The 19,768-nt window shown below is 71.6% G+C and carries 18 protein-coding genes; 9 read left to right on the forward strand and 9 right to left on the reverse strand.

The window, feature by feature from the left end; all coding sequences use genetic code 11:
* Nucleotides 1-198 precede the first annotated feature (198 nt).
* Nucleotides 199-1,665 (forward strand): nucleobase:cation symporter-2 family protein, encoded by a 1,467-nt coding sequence (locus tag ACGF4C_RS36800; protein ID WP_393572590.1) that lies wholly within the window; start codon nucleotides 199-201, stop codon nucleotides 1,663-1,665.
* A gap of 95 nt (nucleotides 1,666-1,760) precedes the next feature.
* Here ACGF4C_RS36800 and ACGF4C_RS36805 read toward each other — a convergent pair whose 3' ends face one another.
* Nucleotides 1,761-2,648 (reverse strand): chitosanase, encoded by an 888-nt coding sequence (locus ACGF4C_RS36805; RefSeq protein ID WP_393572592.1) that lies wholly within the window; start codon nucleotides 2,646-2,648, stop codon nucleotides 1,761-1,763.
* Nucleotides 2,649-2,950: 302 nt separating this feature from the next.
* Between ACGF4C_RS36805 and ACGF4C_RS36810 the strand changes: the two genes are divergently transcribed.
* Entirely contained in the window at nucleotides 2,951-4,354 is a 1,404-nt protein-coding gene (locus ACGF4C_RS36810; RefSeq protein ID WP_393572594.1) for a M20/M25/M40 family metallo-hydrolase, read from the forward strand.
* A 32-nt stretch (nucleotides 4,355-4,386) separates the two neighbouring features.
* On the opposite strand, the gene ACGF4C_RS36815 is transcribed toward ACGF4C_RS36810, so the two are convergent.
* A complete protein-coding gene (locus tag ACGF4C_RS36815) occupies nucleotides 4,387-4,932 on the reverse strand; it encodes a MarR family winged helix-turn-helix transcriptional regulator (RefSeq protein ID WP_393572596.1) in 546 nt (181 codons plus the stop codon).
* Nucleotides 4,933-5,004: 72 nt separating this feature from the next.
* On the opposite strand from ACGF4C_RS36815, the gene ACGF4C_RS36820 reads away from it, so the two are divergent.
* Nucleotides 5,005-5,721 carry an SDR family NAD(P)-dependent oxidoreductase gene (locus ACGF4C_RS36820; RefSeq protein ID WP_393572598.1) on the forward strand — a complete coding sequence of 239 codons (717 nt, stop codon included), beginning with the start codon at nucleotides 5,005-5,007 and terminating at the stop codon, nucleotides 5,719-5,721.
* 92 nt (nucleotides 5,722-5,813) lie between these two features.
* Here ACGF4C_RS36820 and ACGF4C_RS36825 read toward each other — a convergent pair whose 3' ends face one another.
* The 6 genes from ACGF4C_RS36825 to ACGF4C_RS36850 form a co-directional block, all read right to left on the reverse strand.
* Nucleotides 5,814-6,908: a M20 family metallopeptidase gene (locus tag ACGF4C_RS36825; RefSeq protein WP_393572621.1), complete on the reverse strand. Its 1,095-nt coding sequence runs from the start codon at nucleotides 6,906-6,908 to the stop codon at nucleotides 5,814-5,816.
* Nucleotides 6,909-7,081: 173 nt separating this feature from the next.
* Entirely contained in the window at nucleotides 7,082-7,285 is a 204-nt protein-coding gene (locus tag ACGF4C_RS36830; RefSeq protein ID WP_393572600.1) for a hypothetical protein, read from the reverse strand.
* A complete protein-coding gene (locus tag ACGF4C_RS36835) occupies nucleotides 7,261-7,482 on the reverse strand; it encodes a hypothetical protein (protein WP_393572602.1) in 222 nt (73 codons plus the stop codon). The genes ACGF4C_RS36830 and ACGF4C_RS36835 overlap by 25 nt, the downstream gene beginning before the upstream one ends.
* 156 nt (nucleotides 7,483-7,638) lie before the next feature.
* On the reverse strand, nucleotides 7,639-9,267 hold the full coding sequence (gene aceB / locus ACGF4C_RS36840; RefSeq protein ID WP_393572604.1) for a malate synthase A: 1,629 nt from the start codon (nucleotides 9,265-9,267) through the stop codon (nucleotides 7,639-7,641).
* Between the two features lie 285 nt (nucleotides 9,268-9,552).
* Complete coding sequence (locus tag ACGF4C_RS36845; protein WP_393572606.1) at nucleotides 9,553-10,131, reverse strand: NTP transferase domain-containing protein; 579 nt, start codon at nucleotides 10,129-10,131, stop codon at nucleotides 9,553-9,555.
* 189 nt (nucleotides 10,132-10,320) lie between these two features.
* Nucleotides 10,321-10,602 carry a hypothetical protein gene (locus ACGF4C_RS36850; protein WP_234442243.1) on the reverse strand — a complete coding sequence of 94 codons (282 nt, stop codon included), beginning with the start codon at nucleotides 10,600-10,602 and terminating at the stop codon, nucleotides 10,321-10,323.
* 340 nt (nucleotides 10,603-10,942) lie between these two features.
* Here ACGF4C_RS36850 and ACGF4C_RS36855 point away from each other — a divergent pair, with 340 nt between their 5' ends.
* Both ACGF4C_RS36855 and ACGF4C_RS36860 read left to right on the forward strand, forming a co-directional pair.
* Entirely contained in the window at nucleotides 10,943-12,847 is a 1,905-nt protein-coding gene (locus tag ACGF4C_RS36855) for a serine/threonine-protein kinase (RefSeq protein ID WP_393572609.1), read from the forward strand.
* Between the two features lie 198 nt (nucleotides 12,848-13,045).
* Nucleotides 13,046-13,336 carry a DUF5955 family protein gene (locus ACGF4C_RS36860; protein WP_030415143.1) on the forward strand — a complete coding sequence of 97 codons (291 nt, stop codon included), beginning with the start codon at nucleotides 13,046-13,048 and terminating at the stop codon, nucleotides 13,334-13,336.
* 105 nt (nucleotides 13,337-13,441) lie between these two features.
* Here the strand turns inward: ACGF4C_RS36860 and ACGF4C_RS36865 are convergent, their stop codons facing one another.
* On the reverse strand, nucleotides 13,442-14,245 hold the full coding sequence (locus ACGF4C_RS36865) for an IclR family transcriptional regulator (protein WP_393572611.1): 804 nt from the start codon (nucleotides 14,243-14,245) through the stop codon (nucleotides 13,442-13,444).
* A gap of 268 nt (nucleotides 14,246-14,513) precedes the next feature.
* Here ACGF4C_RS36865 and ACGF4C_RS36870 point away from each other — a divergent pair, with 268 nt between their 5' ends.
* The 4 genes from ACGF4C_RS36870 to alc all read left to right on the forward strand — a co-directional run bounded on the left by ACGF4C_RS36870 (nucleotide 14,514) and on the right by alc (nucleotide 19,507).
* A complete protein-coding gene (locus ACGF4C_RS36870) occupies nucleotides 14,514-15,302 on the forward strand; it encodes an aspartate/glutamate racemase family protein (RefSeq protein WP_393572613.1) in 789 nt (262 codons plus the stop codon).
* A gap of 52 nt (nucleotides 15,303-15,354) precedes the next feature.
* On the forward strand, nucleotides 15,355-16,902 hold the full coding sequence (locus tag ACGF4C_RS36875; protein WP_393572615.1) for an NCS1 family nucleobase:cation symporter-1: 1,548 nt from the start codon (nucleotides 15,355-15,357) through the stop codon (nucleotides 16,900-16,902).
* Nucleotides 16,903-17,048: 146 nt separating this feature from the next.
* On the forward strand, nucleotides 17,049-18,392 hold the full coding sequence (gene allB / locus ACGF4C_RS36880) for an allantoinase AllB (protein ID WP_393572617.1): 1,344 nt from the start codon (nucleotides 17,049-17,051) through the stop codon (nucleotides 18,390-18,392).
* Entirely contained in the window at nucleotides 18,389-19,507 is a 1,119-nt protein-coding gene (alc, locus tag ACGF4C_RS36885; RefSeq protein ID WP_393572619.1) for an allantoicase, read from the forward strand. The genes allB and alc overlap by 4 nt, the downstream gene beginning before the upstream one ends.
* The last annotated feature ends 261 nt before the right edge of the window (nucleotides 19,508-19,768 follow it).

Here is a 19,768-nt window from a genome sequence, read left to right on the forward strand (position 1 = left end):
AAGCGCCGGACCCCGGGGGTGCGGGACTTCTCGTACCCCCGGGCCGGTCGGTCCGGTTCGCCCGTACCTGCGCCACAAGCGCGGCCCACCACTCGACGCTCACCAGGCGACTTCTCCACCCCGCACCACATGGCAAGCCCTCCGTGACAGCCTCGCCTCGCCGGCCCCGGCGACGCAGAAATCGACAGGAGGCCCGCAGTGGCCGCAATTACCGGGCAGAAGTCGGAGGGGGACCGGAAGCATCCGGTCGACGAGACCCTCCCGCCCTTCAAGATGTTCACCAGCGGCCTGCAGCACGTGGCCGCCATGTACGCGGGTGTGGTGGCCCCGCCGATGATCGTGGGGCCGGCCTGCGGGCTGAGCGCCACCGAGACCGCGTTCCTGATGGGCGCCAGCCTCTTCACCGCGGGCATCGCCACCCTCCTGCAGACCCTCGGTTTCTGGAAGGTCGGCGCCAAGCTCCCGTTCGTCAACGGCGTCTCGTTCGCCGGCGTCACGCCGATGGTCGCCATCGGCAAGGCCCAGAGCCCGCAGCACGCCCTGCCGATCATCTTCGGCGCGGTGATCGTCGCCGGGGTGCTCGGCTTCGTCCTCGCCCCCTACTTCTCCAAGCTGGTCCGGTTCTTCCCGCCGGTCGTCACCGGCACCGTCATCACCCTGATCGGCGTCTCCCTGCTCCCGGTCGCCTTCCGGTGGTCCCAGGGCGGCAACGAGGCGGCGCCCGACTACGGTTCGCTGACGAACATCGGGATGGCCGCGCTGACCTTCCTGATCGTGCTGGTCCTGCGCCGGGTGCTGCGCGGCTTCCTCCAGCAGATCGCCATCCTGCTCGGCCTGATGGCCGGCACCCTGATCGCCATCCCCGTGGGCATCACCCACTTCTCCGCGATCACCAAGGCGAGCCGGATCGGCTTCCCGACGCCGTTCCACTTCGGCGCCCCCGAGTTCGACGTCGCCGCGATCGTCTCGATGTGCATCGTGATGCTGGTCTGTATGACCGAGTCGACGGCCGACATGCTCGCCCTCGGCCGGATCGTCGACCGCCCGGCGGACGAGCGCACCATCGAGGGCGGACTGCGCGCCGACACCCTCGGCACGGCGCTCAGCCCGCTCTTCAACGGCTTCGCCAACAGCGCCTTCGCCCAGAACATCGGCCTGGTCGCGATGACCAAGGTGCGCAGCCGGTTCGTGGTGGCGACCAGCGGCCTGATCCTGATCGTGCTGGGGCTCTGCCCGATCGCCGCGTCCGTGATCTCGCTGGTGCCGCTGCCGGTCCTGGGCGGCGCCGGGATCGTGCTCTTCGGCTCGGTGGCCGCCAGCGGCATCCAGACGCTGGCCACCGCGGCGATGGAGAAGGGCGACAACGCGCTGATCGTCGCGGCCGCCGTCGGCATCGGCCTGATCCCGATCGCCGCGCCGGACTTCTACCACAACCTCCCCAAGGACCTGCTGGTCGTGCTGGACTCCGGCATCAGCACCGGCTGTCTGGTCGCCATCGTCCTCAACCTCGCCTTCAACCACTTCGGGAGGCGAGACCCGGAGGCAGAGGCAGAGGCAGAGGAAGCGGCCGCGGAGGCCGCGCCCGGCGATCCACAGATCCCGCACCAACCCGACCGCGGCGCGGTGGATGACAGCGGGGAGCCGGCGACCACCCCGGCCCACTGACGTTGGGCGCGGCGGCATTACGGAACCCGCACGGCTACGGCCCGTAGGAAAGCGGCAACTGCCGTTCTCCTACGGGACGTTCCGGTGCTCGTGGCTCAGCCGATGTGGTAGCTGTCCCCGTAGACCTTCCAGTCCAGCGGGGTGTGCAGGTCGAGGTTGCCGTTCTTGAGGAACACCCGCTGCTCGGTGTCCACCCGGCTGGTGTCGCTGTGCGCCTCCTCCTGCTTCATCGCCCAGACCCGGGCGTCGAGGAAGGCATTGAGGTACGTCTTCTCGTCGCCGCCCTGGGCCGGCGGCTTCGCCTTGGCCAGCGCCCGCTTGCGGATGCCGGAGAAGCTCGTCGGGTCGTCGCCGTCACCGTGCATCACCAGCGCGTCGTAGTACGCGAACTGGCCCAGGACGCCGATCCCGTCGGCCTTGCCCCGCTTGACCGCGGGGTTGAAGTAGACCCGGTCCCGCTCGTCGTTCTGGGCCTGCTGGAACGCCGGGTCCTGGGCGGCCTTCTTCCAGTCCTTGGTGTAGTTGGGGTCCAGGCCCTCGTGCGAGTCGCTGCCGTCCACCTCGCGCAGTGCGGGGAGGTACTTGGCGAGGACGTTGCCGGGCTTGCGCTGTGTGTAGAGCTCGACGAGTTCGAGCATGTCGTGCGTGCCGGAGGTGAAACCGATGATGCCGCCGGTGTAGCCGCGGCCGTCGCCGATGTCCTCGATGTACTTGTACTGGGCCTTCCAGTCCAGCGAGGAGTTCTCCGCGCTGGAGACCAGCTGCATGGCGATCTCCTTCTTCGCCGGGTCGTCCAGGCCGGTCGCGGCCCGGGCGGTCCGCGCGGCGTCGTGGGCGGCGGCCGGGCGGTGGTGGTCGGCGGGGATCGCCGTGGTGGCGACGGCGGTGGCCGGTACGGCGACGAGGGCGACGCCCAGGGCGACCCGGACGCTGGTCCGGGAGAGCAGGGGGCGGGTCCTGCCGGCTGTCGATCGGGTGCGCATGGAGTTGGTCCTCCAGTCAGGCGAGCCGTGGGGGGTTCGGGATTCCCCAATCGTTAGGAAGCTTTCCTACCAGACTTGAGGAAGGTCGTACAGCCGTCCGGGCGGACCCAACTCCCTTTCGGCGGGCCACGGTTGTCCACCCCGACGGCCCGTGCGGCGACCCAGCGGCGAACGGGCCGCGCCGCCCGCCGCCCGCCTCCTGCCCCTCGCCCCGCTATGGCCGATATGCTTCCTTCGCCCTGAAATGACGTCAGCACAGCAAGTGCGCGCACCGGTCCGGTGCCACGGAAAGGGGTTCCGCGGTGAATCAGGAAACCAACGATCCACCCGCCCGGGGCTCCGGCGCCCCGGCCCTGGAGGACACCGTCGACGCCCTGATGGACGGGGTGTGTGCCGACCTCAAGCGGCTCGCCGCCATCCCCTCGATCGCCTTCCCCGGCTTCTCGCCCGAGCCGGTCCTGCAGGCCCGCGACCTCGTCGTGGCCCTCCTCAGGGACGCCGGCGTGGCCGACATCGGCGAGCTCAACCTCCCGCACACCGCCCCCGTCATCACCGGCTCCGTCCCACCGCCCACCCCCGACGCCCCCACCGTCCTGCTCTACGGCCACTACGACGTCCAGCCGCCCGGCGACGAACGGCTCTGGTCCTCACCACCGTTCGAACCCACCGACATCGAGGGCGGCATCCGCGCCCGCGGCATCGCCGACGACAAGGCCAACCTCCTGGTCCACATCGGCGCGCTACGGGCCTACCGCGGCCGCCCGCCGGTCGGCATCCGGATCGTCTTCGAAGGCCAGGAGGAGTACGGCAGCGCCTTCGAGGACTACCCGCCCAGCGAGCCCGGCCTGTTCGCCTGTGACGCGATGATCATCGCCGACACCGGCAGCATCCGCCCCGGCACACCCACCCTCACCACCGCCCTGCGCGGCTCGGTCGTCGTCCACGTCGAGGTCCGCACCCTCGACGCCGCCGTACACAGCGGCGAATACGGCGGTGCCGCCCCGGACGCCCTGCTCGTCCTGCTCAAGGCCCTCGCCACCCTCCACGACGTGCACGGCGACGTCGCGGTCGAGGGCCTGCGCCGCGAACCGTGGCACGGCACCACCTTCACCGACGACGAGTTCCGCGAACTGGCCGGCGTCCCGCACGGCACCCCGCTCATCGGCTCCGGCGGCCTGGGCGAACGCCTCTGGAGCGGCCCCGCCCTCACCGTCACCGGCCTGGACGCCCCGTCCGTCGAGCGCGGCGCCTCGGCCGTCGTCCCGTACGCCCGCGCCAAGCTCAACCTCCGCATCCACCCCCGGCAGGACCCGCACCAGGCCCAGACCGCCCTCGTCCGCCACCTGACGCGCCTGCGCCCCTACGGCATCCCCCTCACCGTCACGCCCACCGACGCCGGCCCCGGATACGAGGCGGCCACCGACGGCCCCGCCTACCGCGCCGCCCGCACCGCCCTGCGCCGCGCCTGGGGCGCCGAACCCGTCCACACCGCCACCGGCGGCTCCATCCCGCTCGTCAACGGTCTGGCCCGGGCCGTACCGGACGCCGAGATCCTGCTCTTCGGCGCCGAGGACAACCTCTGCAACCTGCACGCCCCCGACGAGCGCGTACTGCTCTCCGAACTCCGCGCCGCCCTGCTCGCCGAGGCGGCCTTCTTCGCCGAATACGCCGCCACCCACCGCGCCGGCGCCGGATCCGCCCCGTGACCTCCCCGGTGCCGGGTACCTGACGGACCGGCTCAGTCCTCGGCGTGGGACGTGCGCCGCCGGACGTCGGTCATCAGCTTCTCCAGCAGCGTGACGAGGGCGTCGCGTTCGTCCGCCGACAGATCGCTGACGAGGGTGGCCTCGCGGCCCAGGACGGCGTCGACGGAGCGCTCGATGAGGGCATGGCCGTCGGGCGTCAGTGACACCAGCACGGTGCGGCGGCCGGTGGTCCCCGGGCTCCGCCGGACCAGGCCGTCCCGCTCCGCCCGGGCCACGCGCTGTGAGATGGCCCCCGCGGTCACCAGCGTCAGTTCGGCGATCTCGCGGGTGCTCAGGGCGTACGGCGGTCCGGAACGCCGGATGACGGACAGCAGGTCGAGGGTGGCCGCATCGATCCCCGCTTCCCGCAGTACCCGGTTGCGGTCATTGGCGAACAGCTTCGCCAGCCACCACAAGGGCGTGACGATCTCGATCGACTCGGTGGGGGTCCCGGGGCGTTCCCGCCGCCAGGCCGCGGCGATCCGCGCGGCGGGATAAGAGGGCACGAAGTCCCCTGCTGCGGAGGTGGGTTCAGCCACGGCGCGACCCCTTGATCCCTTGCGTGTACGGTTGTGTTTAGACCTAAACGTAGCAGCGAGGGGAAGGGCCCCATGACCCGCACCGTGCTCATCACCGGAGGAACCAGCGGTATCGGCCGAGCGATCGCCGCACGATTCGCCGCCGACCACGCGGAGGTCCACATCACCGGGCGCCACGCCGACACCGTCGAGCAGGCCGCCGCGGAACTGGGCGTACAGGGCGCGGTCTGCGATGCCACCGACCCCGGACAGGTGACGGAACTCGCCGCCCACTTCAGCGAGTTGGACGTACTCGTCAACGCGTCCGGCGGTCTGCCCCAAGGAACGCCGGGTGACGGACCGGCTCTGGAGGCGGTACTGGCCCAGTGGCAGGCCAACCTGGCGCAGAACCTGCTGGGCGCGGTCCTGACCACCACCTCGGTTCGGGACAAGCTCACTTCGGGCGGTTCCGTCCTCAGCATCGGCTCGATCGGAGCCGAACGCGGAGGCGGCTCCTACGGCGCGGCCAAAGCCGCACTGGCCGCATGGAACGCCGCACTGTCGGCCGAGCTCGGCCCCCTCGGCATCACCAGCAACGTCATCTCCGCGGGCTATATCGCCGGTACCAACTTCTTCCAGGGCCGGCTGACCGACGAGCGGCAGAGCGCGCTCGTCGCGGAGACGCACAACAAGCGGCCCGGCACGGTCGAGGACATCGCCGAGACGGCGTACTTCCTCGCCTCCCCGGGCGCCCGGCACATCACCGGCCAGACCCTCCACGTCAACGGCGGTGCCTTCACCACACGGTGAGGCCGAAGGGCGGGGGCGGCGAGGCCGAAGGCCGGGGAACACAGCGCCCGCGGCCGGGTCCCGCGACCCGGCGGCGGGCGGGCCCCGCCCTCCTACGCTTCCTGAAGCGCCTTCACCAGTCCGGTGACGAGGTGTGCCCGTTCCGCCATCGTGTCGACGACCAGGTACTCGTGGTCGGCGTGGGCGCCGCCGCCGACCGCTCCGAGGCCGTCGAGCGTGGGCACCCCGAGTGCGGCCGTGAAGTTGCCGTCGCTTCCGCCGCCGACCGCCGTGGCTTCGATGCCGGGAAGCAGCCGCTGGGCCAGCGCGAAGAGCCCGGCCGACGCCGACTCGGGCATCGGCGGGCGGCCGATGCCTCCCGTCACCGCCACCTGCGCCTCGTCGAGATGCGGAGCCAGTGCCGCGAACGCGGATTCGATGCGTTCCTTCTCGTCGGCCGACTCGACCCGGACGTCGACGACCACGGTCGCCTCCGCGGGAACGACGTTGTCGAGGGTGCCTGCGGACGCGACGGTCGGGGTGACGGTCGTGCCGGTCCCGGGTCGGGCGAGTGCCGCGATGTCCAGCACCTGGTGTGCCGCTTCGACCAGGGCGTTGACCCCGGCCGCGGGCTCCAGTCCGGCGTGTGACGCCCGGCCCTTGATGACGACCTGGAACGTGCCGCAGCCCTTCCGGCCGGTCTTCAGTGCCCCACCGTCCGCGGCGCCCTCGAAGACCAGCACCGCCCCGCACGCAAGGGCTCGTTCTTCGATCAGCGCACGGGAGGAGCGGGAGCCGACCTCCTCGTCGGCGGTCACCAGGATCTCGGCGCCCGACCGGTCGTCGAGCGCGGCCAGGCCATGAACGGCCTGCACCAGACCGCCGAGCATGTCGAAGACCCCGGGGCCGGTGGCATGCCCGTCCTCGACCCGGAACGGGCGGCGCTCCAGGGTGCCGAGCGGAAACACCGTGTCATGGTGCCCGAGGAGCAGCACCTTCGGATCGCCGCCACCGGACCAGCGGACGTGCGGTCCGGCCTCGCTCTCCACCAGAACGGCCCGCCCGCCGAGACGGTTCTCGATGACGGCGGCCACCGCTTTCGCCGAGGCCCGCAAGGCGTCGACATCACGCGAGGGAGACTCGATCTCGACCAGTGTCCTGAGGTCCGCAAGCATCGCGTCGACACTCACATCGACCGCCTTGTGCATCGTCACGGGGCCAGCGTACGCGGCAGGCTCACCACCCTGCCCTCCGCTCCCAGGACGGCGGTGGCAACTCCGGATCCACCACCGGCCCCGGCGTCACCACCCGCCAACCGTCCTCCCGGGCCACCCGCTCGAACCCGCGGATCTTGTACGCCAGCCCCTCCGGCTCCCCGACGTCACAGGAATCGGGCGCCCGCTCCCACTCGCGGCTCCACCTGCCGCAGCAGCAACCGGCCACCACTCCGCCCGGCGACAAGAAGCGGCACCCACTGCCCGCCCAGCCACACCCGGAACACCAACTCCTCGCCGGCCCCGACCACTTCGTATCTCGGCCGCTCGGCGACCCACTCCAGCGTCAGGCCGTGCTTCCAGTGCGCCACCTCCCCAATCGCTTCCGCACCCGCCGTTCCCCGCCCACCCCGAGCCCCTCCGGCTCGACCGTCTCGCCCGGCGCCAGCTCCGCCAGCGACGCCAGCTCCCAGAGCGCGAACCGCCGTCCCCCGCCCAGCCCGACGGGACGTAAGCCGCCGCCCCTGACCAGCACTTCATGCGCTCGTAGCGCTTCGTGATCCTTCATGTGCACATCGTAAGATCCGGCACTGACAACGCCGCCCGACACAAGCGGGTTCCAGCGGGGGGAGCGGCGGCATGCCGGCGGTGGTACTGGGGCATGCCGAAGGGCCGGTACGGCGGTTCGTACCGGCCCTTCGGTGTTCCTGCCTGAACGGGCTGCTCAGCCGAGCAGTTCGTACGCCGGCAGCGTCAGGAAGTCCGCGTAGTCCGCGTCCAGGGAGACCTTGAGCAGGAGGTCGTGGGCCTGCTGCCACTTGCCGGAGGTGAAGGCGTCCTCGCCGATCTCGTCGCGGATGGCGACGAGTTCCTCCTCGGCGATCTTGCGGACCAGGTCGGCGGTCACCCGCCGGCCGTCGGAGAAGGTCACCCCGGCGTCCACCCACTGCCAGATCTGCGAGCGCGAGATCTCGGCGGTGGCGGCGTCCTCCATGAGGCCGAAGATGGCGACGGCGCCCAGGCCGCGCAGCCATGCCTCGATGTAGCGGGTGCCGACCTGGACGGCGTCCACCAGGCCCTGGTAGGTGGGCTTGGCGTCCAGGGAGTCGATCGCGATGAGGTCGGCCGCCGCGACGGAGACGTCCTCGCGCAGCCGGTCCTTCTGGTTCGGCTTGTCGCCGAGGACCGCGTCGAAGGACGCGCGGGCGACCGGGACCAGGTCGGGGTGGGCGACCCAGGAGCCGTCGAAGCCGTCCCCGGCCTCGCGGTCCTTGTCGTTCTTGACCTTGGCCAGTGCCTTCTCGTTGGCCTTCGGGTCGCGGCGGTTGGGGATGAAGGCCGCCATGCCGCCGATCGCGTGCGCACCGCGCTTGTGGCAGGTGCGGACCAGTAGTTCGGTGTAGGCGCGCATGAACGGCGCGGTCATCGTCACCGCGTTGCGGTCCGGCAGGACGAACTTCTCGCCGCCGTCGCGGAAGTTCTTGACGATGGAGAAGAGGTAGTCCCAGCGGCCGGCGTTCAGTCCGGAGGCGTGGTCGCGGAGTTCGTAGAGGATCTCCTCCATCTCGTACGCCGCGGTGATGGTCTCGATGAGGACCGTGGCGCGGACGGTGCCCTGGGGGATGCCGACGTAGTCCTGCGCGAAGACGAAGATGTCGTTCCAGAGGCGGGCCTCCAGGTGGGACTCGGTCTTCGGGAGGTAGAAGTACGGGCCCTTGCCCAGGTCCAGCAGCCGCTTGGCGTTGTGGAAGAAGTACAGGCCGAAGTCGACCAGGGCGCCGGGGACCGGGCGGCCCTCGAACTGGAGGTGCCGCTCCTCGAGGTGCCAGCCGCGCGGGCGCATCACGACGGTCGCGAGCTCCTCGGCGGGCTTGAGGGCGTACGACTTGCCGGACTTCGGGTCGGTGAAGTCGATCCGGCGCTCGTAGGCGTCGATCAGGTTGATCTGGCCACCGACGACGTTCTCCCAGGTGGGGGCCGAGGCGTCCTCGAAGTCGGCGAGCCAGACCTTGGCGCCCGAGTTGAGCGCGTTGATGGTCATCTTCCGGTCGGTGGGGCCGGTGATCTCCACCCGCCGGTCGTTGAGCGCGGCGGGCGCCTCGGCGACCTTCCAGCTGTCGTCGGCGCGGATCTGCGCGGTCTCCGGGAGGAAGTCCAGCGCGCTGGTCCGGGCGATCTCCGCACGGCGCTCGGCGCGGCGGGCGAGCAGTTCGTCACGGCGCGGGGTGAACCGGCGGTGCAGCTCGGCGACGAAGGCGAGCGCGGCGTCGGTGAGGACCTCGCCCTGCCGTTCCGGGGTGTGGGCGGGGTCGACTTCGACGATGGCCAGCGGGGACGGCGCTGGTGCGGACATGAGCTGTCACTCCATTCAGCGGCGGTGCCTGGCGGCCGCCGGGACGCCGGGCGGCACGGGGTGCCGCGGGCTCCGGGATACGGTCGCGGGCGCCGTCTGGATTCAGGGCGCTTCTGACCAGTGGAGACTAGTTTCCTTATCGCGGAACTTCAATGGTTTGTTGATGTCGAGATTCTCAGGGTCGACAGAAGTGGTGATCGAATGGCTCTCGGTGCCACACCGGTCACTCTCCATCACACGCCCCCGGGGGCCGTGCAGCCCTGGTGAACCGCGCCGGCCCGGGCGTCACTCCAGGCGGTACAGGTCCTCCGGGGTGTCGATGTCGTACGGCTCGGCGATGTCGCCGCACTCGACCAGCGTGAGCGCGTTCACATGCTGCTGGAGGTAGGCGCGGGCGCCGCGGTCGCCCTCCGCGGTCGCGGCGATCCCGGCCCAGCGCCCGGCCCCGAAGAGGACGGGGTGGCCGCGCCGGCCGTCGTACGCGGCCGCCACCAGGTCCGCCCCCGCGGTGTACGCCTCGATCAGCCGGGCCACCACCGCGGCTCCGATGCCGGGCTGGTCGACGAGTGACACCACCACGGCGTCCGCCCCCTCACCGGCCAGTGCGGCGAGCCCCACCCGGAGCGAGGAGCCCATGCCCTGCGCCCAGTCGGGGTTGACCGAAACCCCGTATGCGGCGAGGTCGGCCCGGGCGCGTACGGAGTCGGCGGCCGCGCCGAGCACGATGTGCACCGGCCGGCAGCCGCCGTCCCGCAGGACCGCTGCCGCGTGCTCGACCAGCGGCCGTCCCCGGTGGTCGAGCAGCGCCTTCGGTCGTCCTCCCAGGCGCCGGCCGCCGCCCGCGGCGAGCAGCAGGCCGGCCACCCTCCCCTCGGGCCGGGACGTCGTGCTCCGCGCCTGTGGCGCTTCGGAGGTTTCGTTCGCTGTCGAGTTTTCGATCGCTTCGGATGTTTCGTTCGCTTCGGATGTTCCGTTCGGCGAGGTCGGTGCCATGGGGACTGCTTACCTCATGGCACCGTGCCTCGTGGGTCGTTGGCCGTCGTCGCCCGTGGGTCAGGCCGCATCGTCGGCGGCGCGCTGGCGGGGGATGCTCGGCCGGAACCGGTCCCGCAGGTCGTGCGTGCGTTCCTCCGCGCGCCGCCGCTCGGTCACATAGCGGTGTATGTGTTCCAGGGTGATTTCCGATGCGTCGGAAAGGCCGAACGCGCGGCAGATGAGCGTCACGACGCTGACGTCGTGACGGTTCGGTCCGGTGCCGGGGCCGGGTTGGGGCTCCATGCCGTTCTCCGATCCAGTGATATGCCGGATATTTCCTCGGAGGGAAGAATGCTCCATCTTGCCCCTCTGTACGCATCGGTTCGGCCGCGCCCACGCCAACGGGTGGCAGGGGGAACGTATGTGCACGCCACTCATGACGCATGGTCAGTTCAATACGGGGAACGGGCGCGTGATGCATGCGCCGGCGCTCCCTCGACCCCCGTCGCCGGGCCCGGCCGCAGCCGGAGTCGCCGCGAAAAGCGGTCGCGAAACCGGCTCTTCGGACAAGGCGCCCCCTGCTCGGCCGGCGATGTCACGGTGCCGCGTGCGGCCGGATAAGGTTCTGCCCCGTTGCGGGCAATCTTGGCCGTCTGCCGGTGGGGCGGACCGGGCCATTTTCTGAAGTCGGGGGACGTTCGTGGTGAACAGTGTGGGCTCGTCCGGGATCTTCCAGCCGCTGGAGGGCGACGACCCGCGGGCGATCGCGGGCTACCGCCTCACGGCCAAGCTCGGTTCCGGCGGCATGGGCAAGGTCTACCTCTCGTACACGCCGGGCGGCCGGCCGGTGGCCATCAAGGTGATCCGGCCCGAGTTCAGCGAGGACGCGGAGTTCCGCCGCCGCTTCAAGCAGGAGGTGCAGTCCGCGCAGCGGGTGCAGGGCCTGTTCACCGCGCCGGTCATCGACAGTGATGCGGACGGCCCGAGCCCATGGCTCGCCACCGCCTACGTCCCCGGCCCCTCGCTCTCCGCGGCGGTCGCCGAACACGGCCGGCTCCCGGTCCCCACGGTCCTGCTGCTGGTCGCCGGCATCGCCGAGGCGCTGCAGGTCATCCATGGGGCGGGCATCGTGCACCGCGACCTCAAGCCGTCCAACGTGCTGCTGGCCGCGGACGGCCCGCGGGTGATCGACTTCGGTATCGCCCGGGCCGCCGACGCGACCTCGCTCACCAGTAGTGGCGTCACGGTCGGCACGCCCACCTTCATGGCGCCCGAACAGGCCGCCGGCAGCACCATCAGCCCGGCCACCGACGTCTTCGCGCTGGGCCAGGTCGCGGCGTACGCGGCGATCGGCACCCCGGCGTTCGGCGAGGGCACCTCGCACGGCGTGCTCTACCGCATCGTCCACGAGGAGCCGGACCTGACCGGACTCCCCGAGGAACTGCGGGAGTTGGTCGGCCGTTGCCTGGCCAAGGACGCCGCGGACCGGCCGTCGGTGGCCGAGGTGATCGCGCTGTGCGGGGCGGCCTCCGGGCAGACCCAGCTGCGGCGTCCCGAGGACTGGCTGCCCAGCGCCGTCGCCGCCGACATCACCACGCGGACCGCGGCCCCGGCGCCCGTGCAGACCCCGCCGCCCCCGCTGGAGGCACCGACCGCCGGCGCCCCGGCCAGGCCCGCGCAGCCGCCCGTGCCGCCCGCCCAGCCGCCGGTCCAGCCGGCGCCCACCGTCCCGCCGGTGCCGACCCAGTTGGACCACCCGCAGACCCCGCCGCCGGGCTTCGGCCCCGCGGCCTACGCACCGACCGTCGGCGCCACCGCGCAGGGGACGCCGGCCGCCGCACCGGCCGCCACGGGCCCCACGCCCATCGCGACCGCCCCCACCGTCGCCACCCCGGCCGGCCCGACGGCCACCGGCCCCACCGCCGCCTACCCGGCCGCCGCCGCGCCGGCCCCGCAGCCGCCGAAGAAGAAGCGCAAGGGCCTGGTCACGGCGCTGGTGCTGGTCTGCCTGCTGGCCTTCGCCGGTGCCGGCGGCGGGGTCGTCTACGCCCTGATGAAGGACACCGGGCAGACGAAGAAGAACCAGGCCGACGGCAGCGCCAAGGCCAAGAACAGCGGTGCCTCGGCGACGCCGAGCACGGACCCGACCGCCACGCCGGGCGGGGACGGCACGAGCACGCCCGCCGCGCCCGTGCAGGACCCGACGCCGGTCGACTTCAAGAACATCAACCTGCCGGACGACTACCACCTGTCGATGGCCGACGAGTCGATGAAGCCGACCAACTCGGACAACGACACCGACGTCGACTTCTCCTACCAGGACAACAGCTACTCGGACGACCAGGTCGGCACCGAGAACGGCAAGCTGGTGCTGCTGAACCCGGGCGAGCAGGGCTCCCTCGACACCTGCCGCAACGAGACCCGGTTCACCGAGAGCATCCTGACCAAGCAGCTCACCAAGGGCGCGCAGATCTGCCTGACCACCGACTACGGCCATGTCGCACTGATCACCTTCAAGGGGTTCGCACCCAAGTCCGACCCCAGCAGCTACATGACCGTCGACGTCCGCGTCTGGCGCAACGCGGTCCAGCCGAAGCAGGACTGACCCGCACCGCCTCCCCCGCACCACCTCCCGCCGCCCATCCCCCGAAGGGGTGGGTGGCGGAGACGTTCGACCGGTGGTTTTTTCGCGCTCCGTGTGGCGCGGGCAGCACGCAGTGGCGTTAACTGTCCCGCATTGTGGGACGGGCAACGGCCTGGGAGGGCAGCCGTCGTTGTGGAACAACTGCAGGGGGACGTACGGGTGACCGGGGCCGACGGGGACCCGCGGGTGGCCGAGCTGCGCGGGGCGGTGGCCCGGCTGCGGCGCCAACTGGCCGTGCTGCCGGGGGAGTTGCCGGACCGGGCGGCCGCCGACGAGGAGCTGGCCGCACTGGATGCGATGGTCAGTCACGGGCTGCCGGAGGTGCCCCGGCTGCGCCGCTCGTTACTGCTGATCGCCGGGGCGGTCGGTTCGGTGAGTGCGCTCTCGCCCGCACTGAGCGAGGTGCGTGCGGGCATCGACCGTTTCGGCCAGCTGCCGGGCGGCCGGTGACCAGGACGGCCGGTGTCGGTGAGGCCGGTAATCAATAAGGGCCAGTGATCAACAAGGCCGGTGACCGGGGCGGTCGTGCCGCCCCCGGCCGGGGTCCCGCGGGCGTTACGCCGGTGTCTGGTTGGCGAGGGCGACCGACAGCTGGGCCGCGACGTCCTGCAGTACCGGGACGATCTTGTCCGTCGCCGCCTCCGTCACCCGGCCGGTCGGACCGGAGATCGAAATGGCCGCGGAGGTGGGAGAGTTGGGCACCGGCACCGCGAGGCAGCGGACGCCGATCTCCTGCTCGTTGTCGTCCACCGCGTAGCCGAGCCGGCGGACGTCGGCGAGCGCCTCCAGGAAGCGCTCCGGTTCGGTGATGGTCTTCTCGGTCGCGGCGGGCATGCCCGTACGGCCGAGCAGCGCGCGGACCTCCTCGGGCGGGTGGTTGGCCAGCAGGGCCTTGCCGACGCCGGTGGAGTGCGGCAGGACGCGGCGGCCGACCTCGGTGAACATCCGGACCGCGTGCCGGGACGGGACCTGGGCGACGTAGACGATCTCGTCACCGTCGAGCAGCGCCATGTTGGCGGTCTCGCCGGTCTCCTCGACCAGGCGGGCCAGGAACGGCCGGGCCCAGGTGCCCAGCAGCCGGGAGGCGCTCTCGCCGAGCCGGATCAGCCGGGGGCCGAGCGCGTACCGGCGGTTGGGCTGCTGGCGGACGTACCCGCAGGCGACGAGCGTGCGCATCAGGCGGTGGATGGTGGGCAGCGGCAGTCCGCTGCTGCCGGAGAGCTCGCTCAGGCCGACCTCGCCACCGGCGTCGGCCATCCGCTCCAGCAGGTCGAAGGCGCGCTCGAGGGACTGGACACCGCCGCTGGCGCCTGCGGGCTTGGCTTCGGCGGCGGAGGTGCTGGCGCTGGACGGCGGCACGGCGCGTTCCTTTCGGGGCGGGTCGGATCGGTCTCGGCTGGGACTTGCGGGCGCCGGGCCCGACCGCGCCAGCCTACCGGTCCCCCCACGTTGACACATCGTCCTTCGCACACTCGTTCTCGCCGGTCAGGCCCTCTTTGTCCCACCGTAGGGGGTGTCGGACAGGCGGGTAGTCGCGATCCCTTGACGGTGCCAGTGGCCGTAGTTACGTTCTGCTGCGCGAAACCTACTGTCCATTCTGTGGAATCCTCCAAATCGTTGGAGCGTCATGCGCATACTCGTCATGAACCCGAACACCACGGCTTCCATGACCGCGTCGATCCGCGCCACCGCCACCGCGGCCGCCGCGCCGGGCACCGAAATCGTCGCCACAGAACCCCTGTGGGGACCGGTGTCGATCGAGGGACATTTCGAGGGCTACCTCAGTGCCGCGGCCGTCCTCGACCGGCTCGCCACCCTCGATACGCCCTTCGACGCCCTGGTCATGGCCGGTTTCGGCGAGCCCGGCCGGGAGGGCGCCCAGGAACTGCTCGACGTCCCCGTACTGGACATCACCGAGAGCGCCGCCCAGATGGCGATGATGCTCGGCCACGCCTACGGCGTCGTCACCACCCTCGACCGCGCCGTACCGCAGATCCAGGACCGGCTGCTGACCGCCGGACTGCTCCAGCGCTGCGCCGGCGTCCGGGGCACCGGGCTCGGGGTGCTGGAACTGGAGGAGGATCCGGAGCGCACGGTCGAGGTGATCATCGAGACCGCCCGGGCGGTCGTCCGGGCCGGCGCCGAGGTCATCTGCCTCGGGTGCGGCGGGATGGCCGGACTGGACGAGAAGGTCGCGGCGGAGCTCGGGGTGCCGGTCGTCGACGGGGTCGCGGCCGCGGTGAAGTTCGCCGAGGCGGTCGTCGGCCTCGGACTGGCCACCAGCAGGAGCCGCAGTTTCGCCCCGCCCCGGCCCAAGGTCATCGGCTCCTGGCCGCTGAGCACCCACCTCGACCTGGGGCGCGCCCAGAACTCTCCACGGCACACCGATTTTTCCGCACAGACATCAGACATCTGACAACTCTGCCCACTCTCGCCCTGAGCTCCACCCAACCTGCCTGGGAGGACACGTGACGACATCCCCGCAGCACCCGCAGCCGGACCCGCGGCTCTTCAACGCCGACCTCGCGCCGGCCGCCACCCGCACCTGGGGCACGTACAGCATCTTCGCGCTCTGGATGTCCGACACCCACGCGATCAGCAACTACGCCTTCGCCGCCAGCCTCTTCGTGCTGGGGCTGCCCGCCTGGGAGGTCTTCCTGTCCCTGCTGGTCGGCATCACGATCGTCCACCGGCTGATGAACCGCATGGGTCATGCCGGCCACCGGACCGGCGTGCCCTACCCCGTGCTCGCCCGCGCGAGCTGGGGCGTCTACGGCGCCAACATCCCCGCCCTCCTCCGGGCGGTCATGGCCGTGGCCTGGTACGGCATCCAGACCTGGCTGGCCTCGACCGCCGTGGTCCTGCTGACCCTGCAGATCGCGCCGGGCCTGGACGCGTACAACCACAACTCGGTGCTGGGCCTGTCCACCCTGGGCTGGACCGCCTTCATGGTGATGTGGGGGCTGCAGGCCGTACTGCTGACCCGGGGCATGGAATTCATCCGCAAGGTCCAGGACTTCGCGACCGGGCCGGTGGTCTGGCTGGTGGTGCTGGCGCTCGCCGTCTACCTGGTGATCAAGGCGCACGGGGAGATCTCGCTGACCCGCAGCCTCACCGGACTCAGCGGTTCCGCGCAGCTCCAGCAGAGCCTGATCGCGGTCAGCCTGACCGTCGCCACCTTCCTCACCCTGGTCCTCAACTACGCCGACTTCGCCCGCTTCACGCCCGACCACCGCTCCTACCGCCGCGGCAACCTGATCGGGCTGCCGGTGAACTTCACCGCCTTCGCGGTCGTCGCCGTACTGGTCACCGCGGGCACCATCGCGGTCTTCGGGGAGGCGATCTACGACCCGGTGAAGGTGATCCAGAAGATCGACGACCCGGTGGTCACCGTGATCGGCGCCCTGGCCTTCATCGTCGCCACCATCGGCATCAACGTCGTCGCCAATTTCGTCTCGCCCGCCTACGACTTCGCCAACCTCGCGCCGAAGTACCTCGACTTCAAGCGCGGCGGCATGATCACCGCGGTGCTGGCCGTTCTCGTCATGCCCTGGAAGCTGTACTCCTCGGCGCTGGTGATCCAGTACTTCCTCGGCGCGCTGGGCGCCTTCCTCGGCCCCCTGGTGGCCATCCTGCTCGTCGACTACTACCTGGTGCGCCGGGGCCGGATCGACGTCGACGCGCTCTTCTCCGCCGATGCCGCCGGCGCGTACTACTACCGCCGGGGCTACAACCCGAAGGCCGTGATCGCCTTCCTCCCGGCCGCCGCGGTCTCCGCCGCGCTCGCCCTGGTGCCGGCCTTCGACGCGGTCGCGCCGTTCTCCTGGATCTTCGGGATGGCGCTGTCCGGCGGGATCTACGCCGCGGTCTCCCGCGAGGGACGGGTGCCGTCCGGGGGCGGTCCGATCCCGGACGGGATCATCCCCGCGCAGGTCGGCCCGGCGGCCGAGGAGCGGACGGACGGCCCCCGGATCGCCGGCCCGGCGGTCGCGCCGGTGGCCGCGGAAGGGTCTTGACGGGCCGGGGTCCGGAGTGAAGACTCATTCAACAGACTGTTGAATCCTGAATTCCAGATTCCGAATTCCGGATCCGGCTGCGCCGACGGCGGCATTCCGCCGCGCCGCCACGCGACCATGAAGACACGATATGAGGAGGGGACCGGGTGTCCGAGATCGAGCTGGTGCTGCGCTCCACGCGCGTCGTGACGCCGGAGGGCACGCGCGCCGCGTCCGTCGCCGTCAAGGAGGGCAGGATCGCCGCGGTGCTGCCGCACGACGCCGAGGTACCGGCCGGGGCGCGGCTCACGGACGTCGGCGACGACGTCCTGCTGCCCGGCCTCGTCGACACCCACGTCCACGTCAACGACCCCGGCCGCACTGAGTGGGAGGGCTTCTGGACGGCCACCCGCGCGGCCGCGGCCGGCGGTATCACCACCCTCGTCGACATGCCGCTCAACAGCCTGCCGCCGACCACCACCACCGCCCACCTCGACACCAAGCGCGAGGTCGCCCGCAGCAAGGCACACATCGACGTCGGCTTCTGGGGCGGCGCCATCCCCGGCAACGTCAAGGACCTCCGCCCGCTGCACGACGCCGGCGTCTTCGGCTTCAAGTGCTTCCTCTCGCCCTCCGGCGTGGAGGAGTTCCCCGAGGTCGACCAGGAACAGCTGGCCGCCGCGCTCGGCGAGATCGCCGGCTTCGACGGACTGCTGATCGTGCACGCCGAGGACCCCGGCCACCTCGACGAGGCACCCGAACCGCACGGCCCCAAGTACGCCGACTTCCTCGCCTCCCGCCCCCGCATCTCCGAGAACGAGGCCATCGCCGGGCTCATCGTGCTCGCCAAGCAGCTCGACGCCCGGGTCCACGTGCTGCACCTGTCCTCCAGCGACGCGCTGCCGCTGATCGCCGCCGCCAAGCGCGAGGGCGTCAAGGTCACCGTCGAGACCTGCCCGCACTTCCTCACCCTGACCGCCGAGGAAGTCCCGGACGGCGCCACCGAGTTCAAGTGCTGCCCGCCGATCCGCGAGGCCGCCAACCAGGACGCGCTGTGGGAGGGCCTGGCCGACGGCACCATCGACTGCATCGTCTCCGACCACTCACCCTCCACCGCCGACCTCAAGACCGCCGACTTCGGCGCGGCCTGGGGCGGCATCTCCTCCCTCCAGCTCGGCCTGCCCGCCATCTGGACCGCGGCCCGCGAACGCGGCCACAGCCTCGACGACGTCGTGCGCTGGATGTCCACCGCCCCCGCCGCCCTCGTCGGCCTCGACCGCAAGGGCGCCATCGAGGCAGGCCGGGACGCCGACTTCACGGTGCTCGCGCCCGACGAGACCTTCACCGTCGACCCGCAGGCCCTCCAGCACCGCAACAAGATCACCGCGTACGCCGGCAGGACCCTCTACGGCGTCGTCCGGTCCACCTGGCTGCGCGGCCGGCAGATCAACGACGGCACCACCCTCGCCGAACCCACCGGCGAACTGCTCGAAAGGCCGCAGCGCGCATGACCACCGACGGCATACCCCGCTACACCGGCGATGCCGGCCCCTACCAGGGCGGCGACCCGTACGCCGACTACCGCACCCCCGGCGCGGCCGGCTTCCCCTTCACCCACCTCCCCGACCTCGCCGACCGCCGGCTCGGCGCCGGCGTGATCGCCGCCAACGACGAGTTCTTCGCCGAGCGGGAGAACCTCCTCAAGCCCGAGCCCGCCCACTTCGACCCCGAGCTGTTCGGCCACAAGGGCAAGATCATGGACGGCTGGGAAACCCGGCGCCGCCGCGGCACCGACGGCGCGCACCCGTTCCCCGCCGAGGAGGACCACGACTGGGCGCTCGTCCGGCTCGGCGCGCCCGGCGTGATCCACGGCATCGTCGTCGACACCGCCCACTTCCGCGGCAACTACCCGCAGTCCGTCAGCATCGAGGGCACCTGCGCCGAGGGCACGCCCTCGCCCGGGGAACTGCTCGCGGCCGACGTGACCTGGACGCCGCTCGTCCCGCGCACCGCCATCGCCGGCCACGCCGCCAACGGCTTCACCGTGGACCCCACCCGGCGCTTCACCCACCTCCGGCTCAACCAGCACCCCGACGGCGGCATCGCCCGCCTGCGGGTTTACGGCGAGGTGGCCCCCGCCCCCGACTGGCTCGCCGCGCTCGGCACCTTCGACCTCGTCGCGCTGGAGAACGGCGGCCGGGTCGAGGACGCCTCGGACCGCTTCTACTCCTCACCCACCCACACCATCCAGCCGGGCCGCTCCCGCAAGATGGACGACGGCTGGGAGACCCGGCGGCGCCGCGCCACCGGCAACGACTGGGTCCGCTACCGGCTCACGGAGCAGTCCGTGATCCGCGCGGTCGAGATCGACACCGGCTACCTCAAGGGCAACGCGGCCGGCTGGGCGGCCCTGTCCGGCCGGGACGGCGAGGACGGCACCTGGACCGAACTCCTGCCCCGCACCCGCCTCCAGCCCGACACGGTGCACCGCTTCCTGCTCGACGACGCGCCCGCCGTCACACACGTCCGCCTCGACATCTTCCCGGACGGCGGCATCGCGCGCCTGCGCCTGCACGGCTCCCTCACGGATGCGGGCTACGCCCGCCTTCGGGGTACGCCCACGTAGTTGGCTTTCCCGCCGCGGGGCGCTGCGCTTTGCGGTGCCTCCCACGTACTTGGCCGTCCCCGCCGCGGGGGTTGCTCGCCGTTGCGCTTTGCGGCGCCGCGTACGTGGCTGTCTGCGGCGCCGCGGGTCGTCTGGCCGTTGCGCCTGCGGCGGGCTGGGTTTGTGTTGGGTGCGGTGACGGGCCTGCGGGGCCGGTGTTTGGGACTGCTGTCGCTTTACGTCCCAAACACCGGCCCCTCCGGCCCGTCCCCTCCCGTTGGG

It is taken from the genome of Streptomyces sp. NPDC048197 (assembly GCF_043202395.1).
Taxonomy (GTDB): domain Bacteria; phylum Actinomycetota; class Actinomycetes; order Streptomycetales; family Streptomycetaceae; genus Streptomyces; species Streptomyces siderophoricus.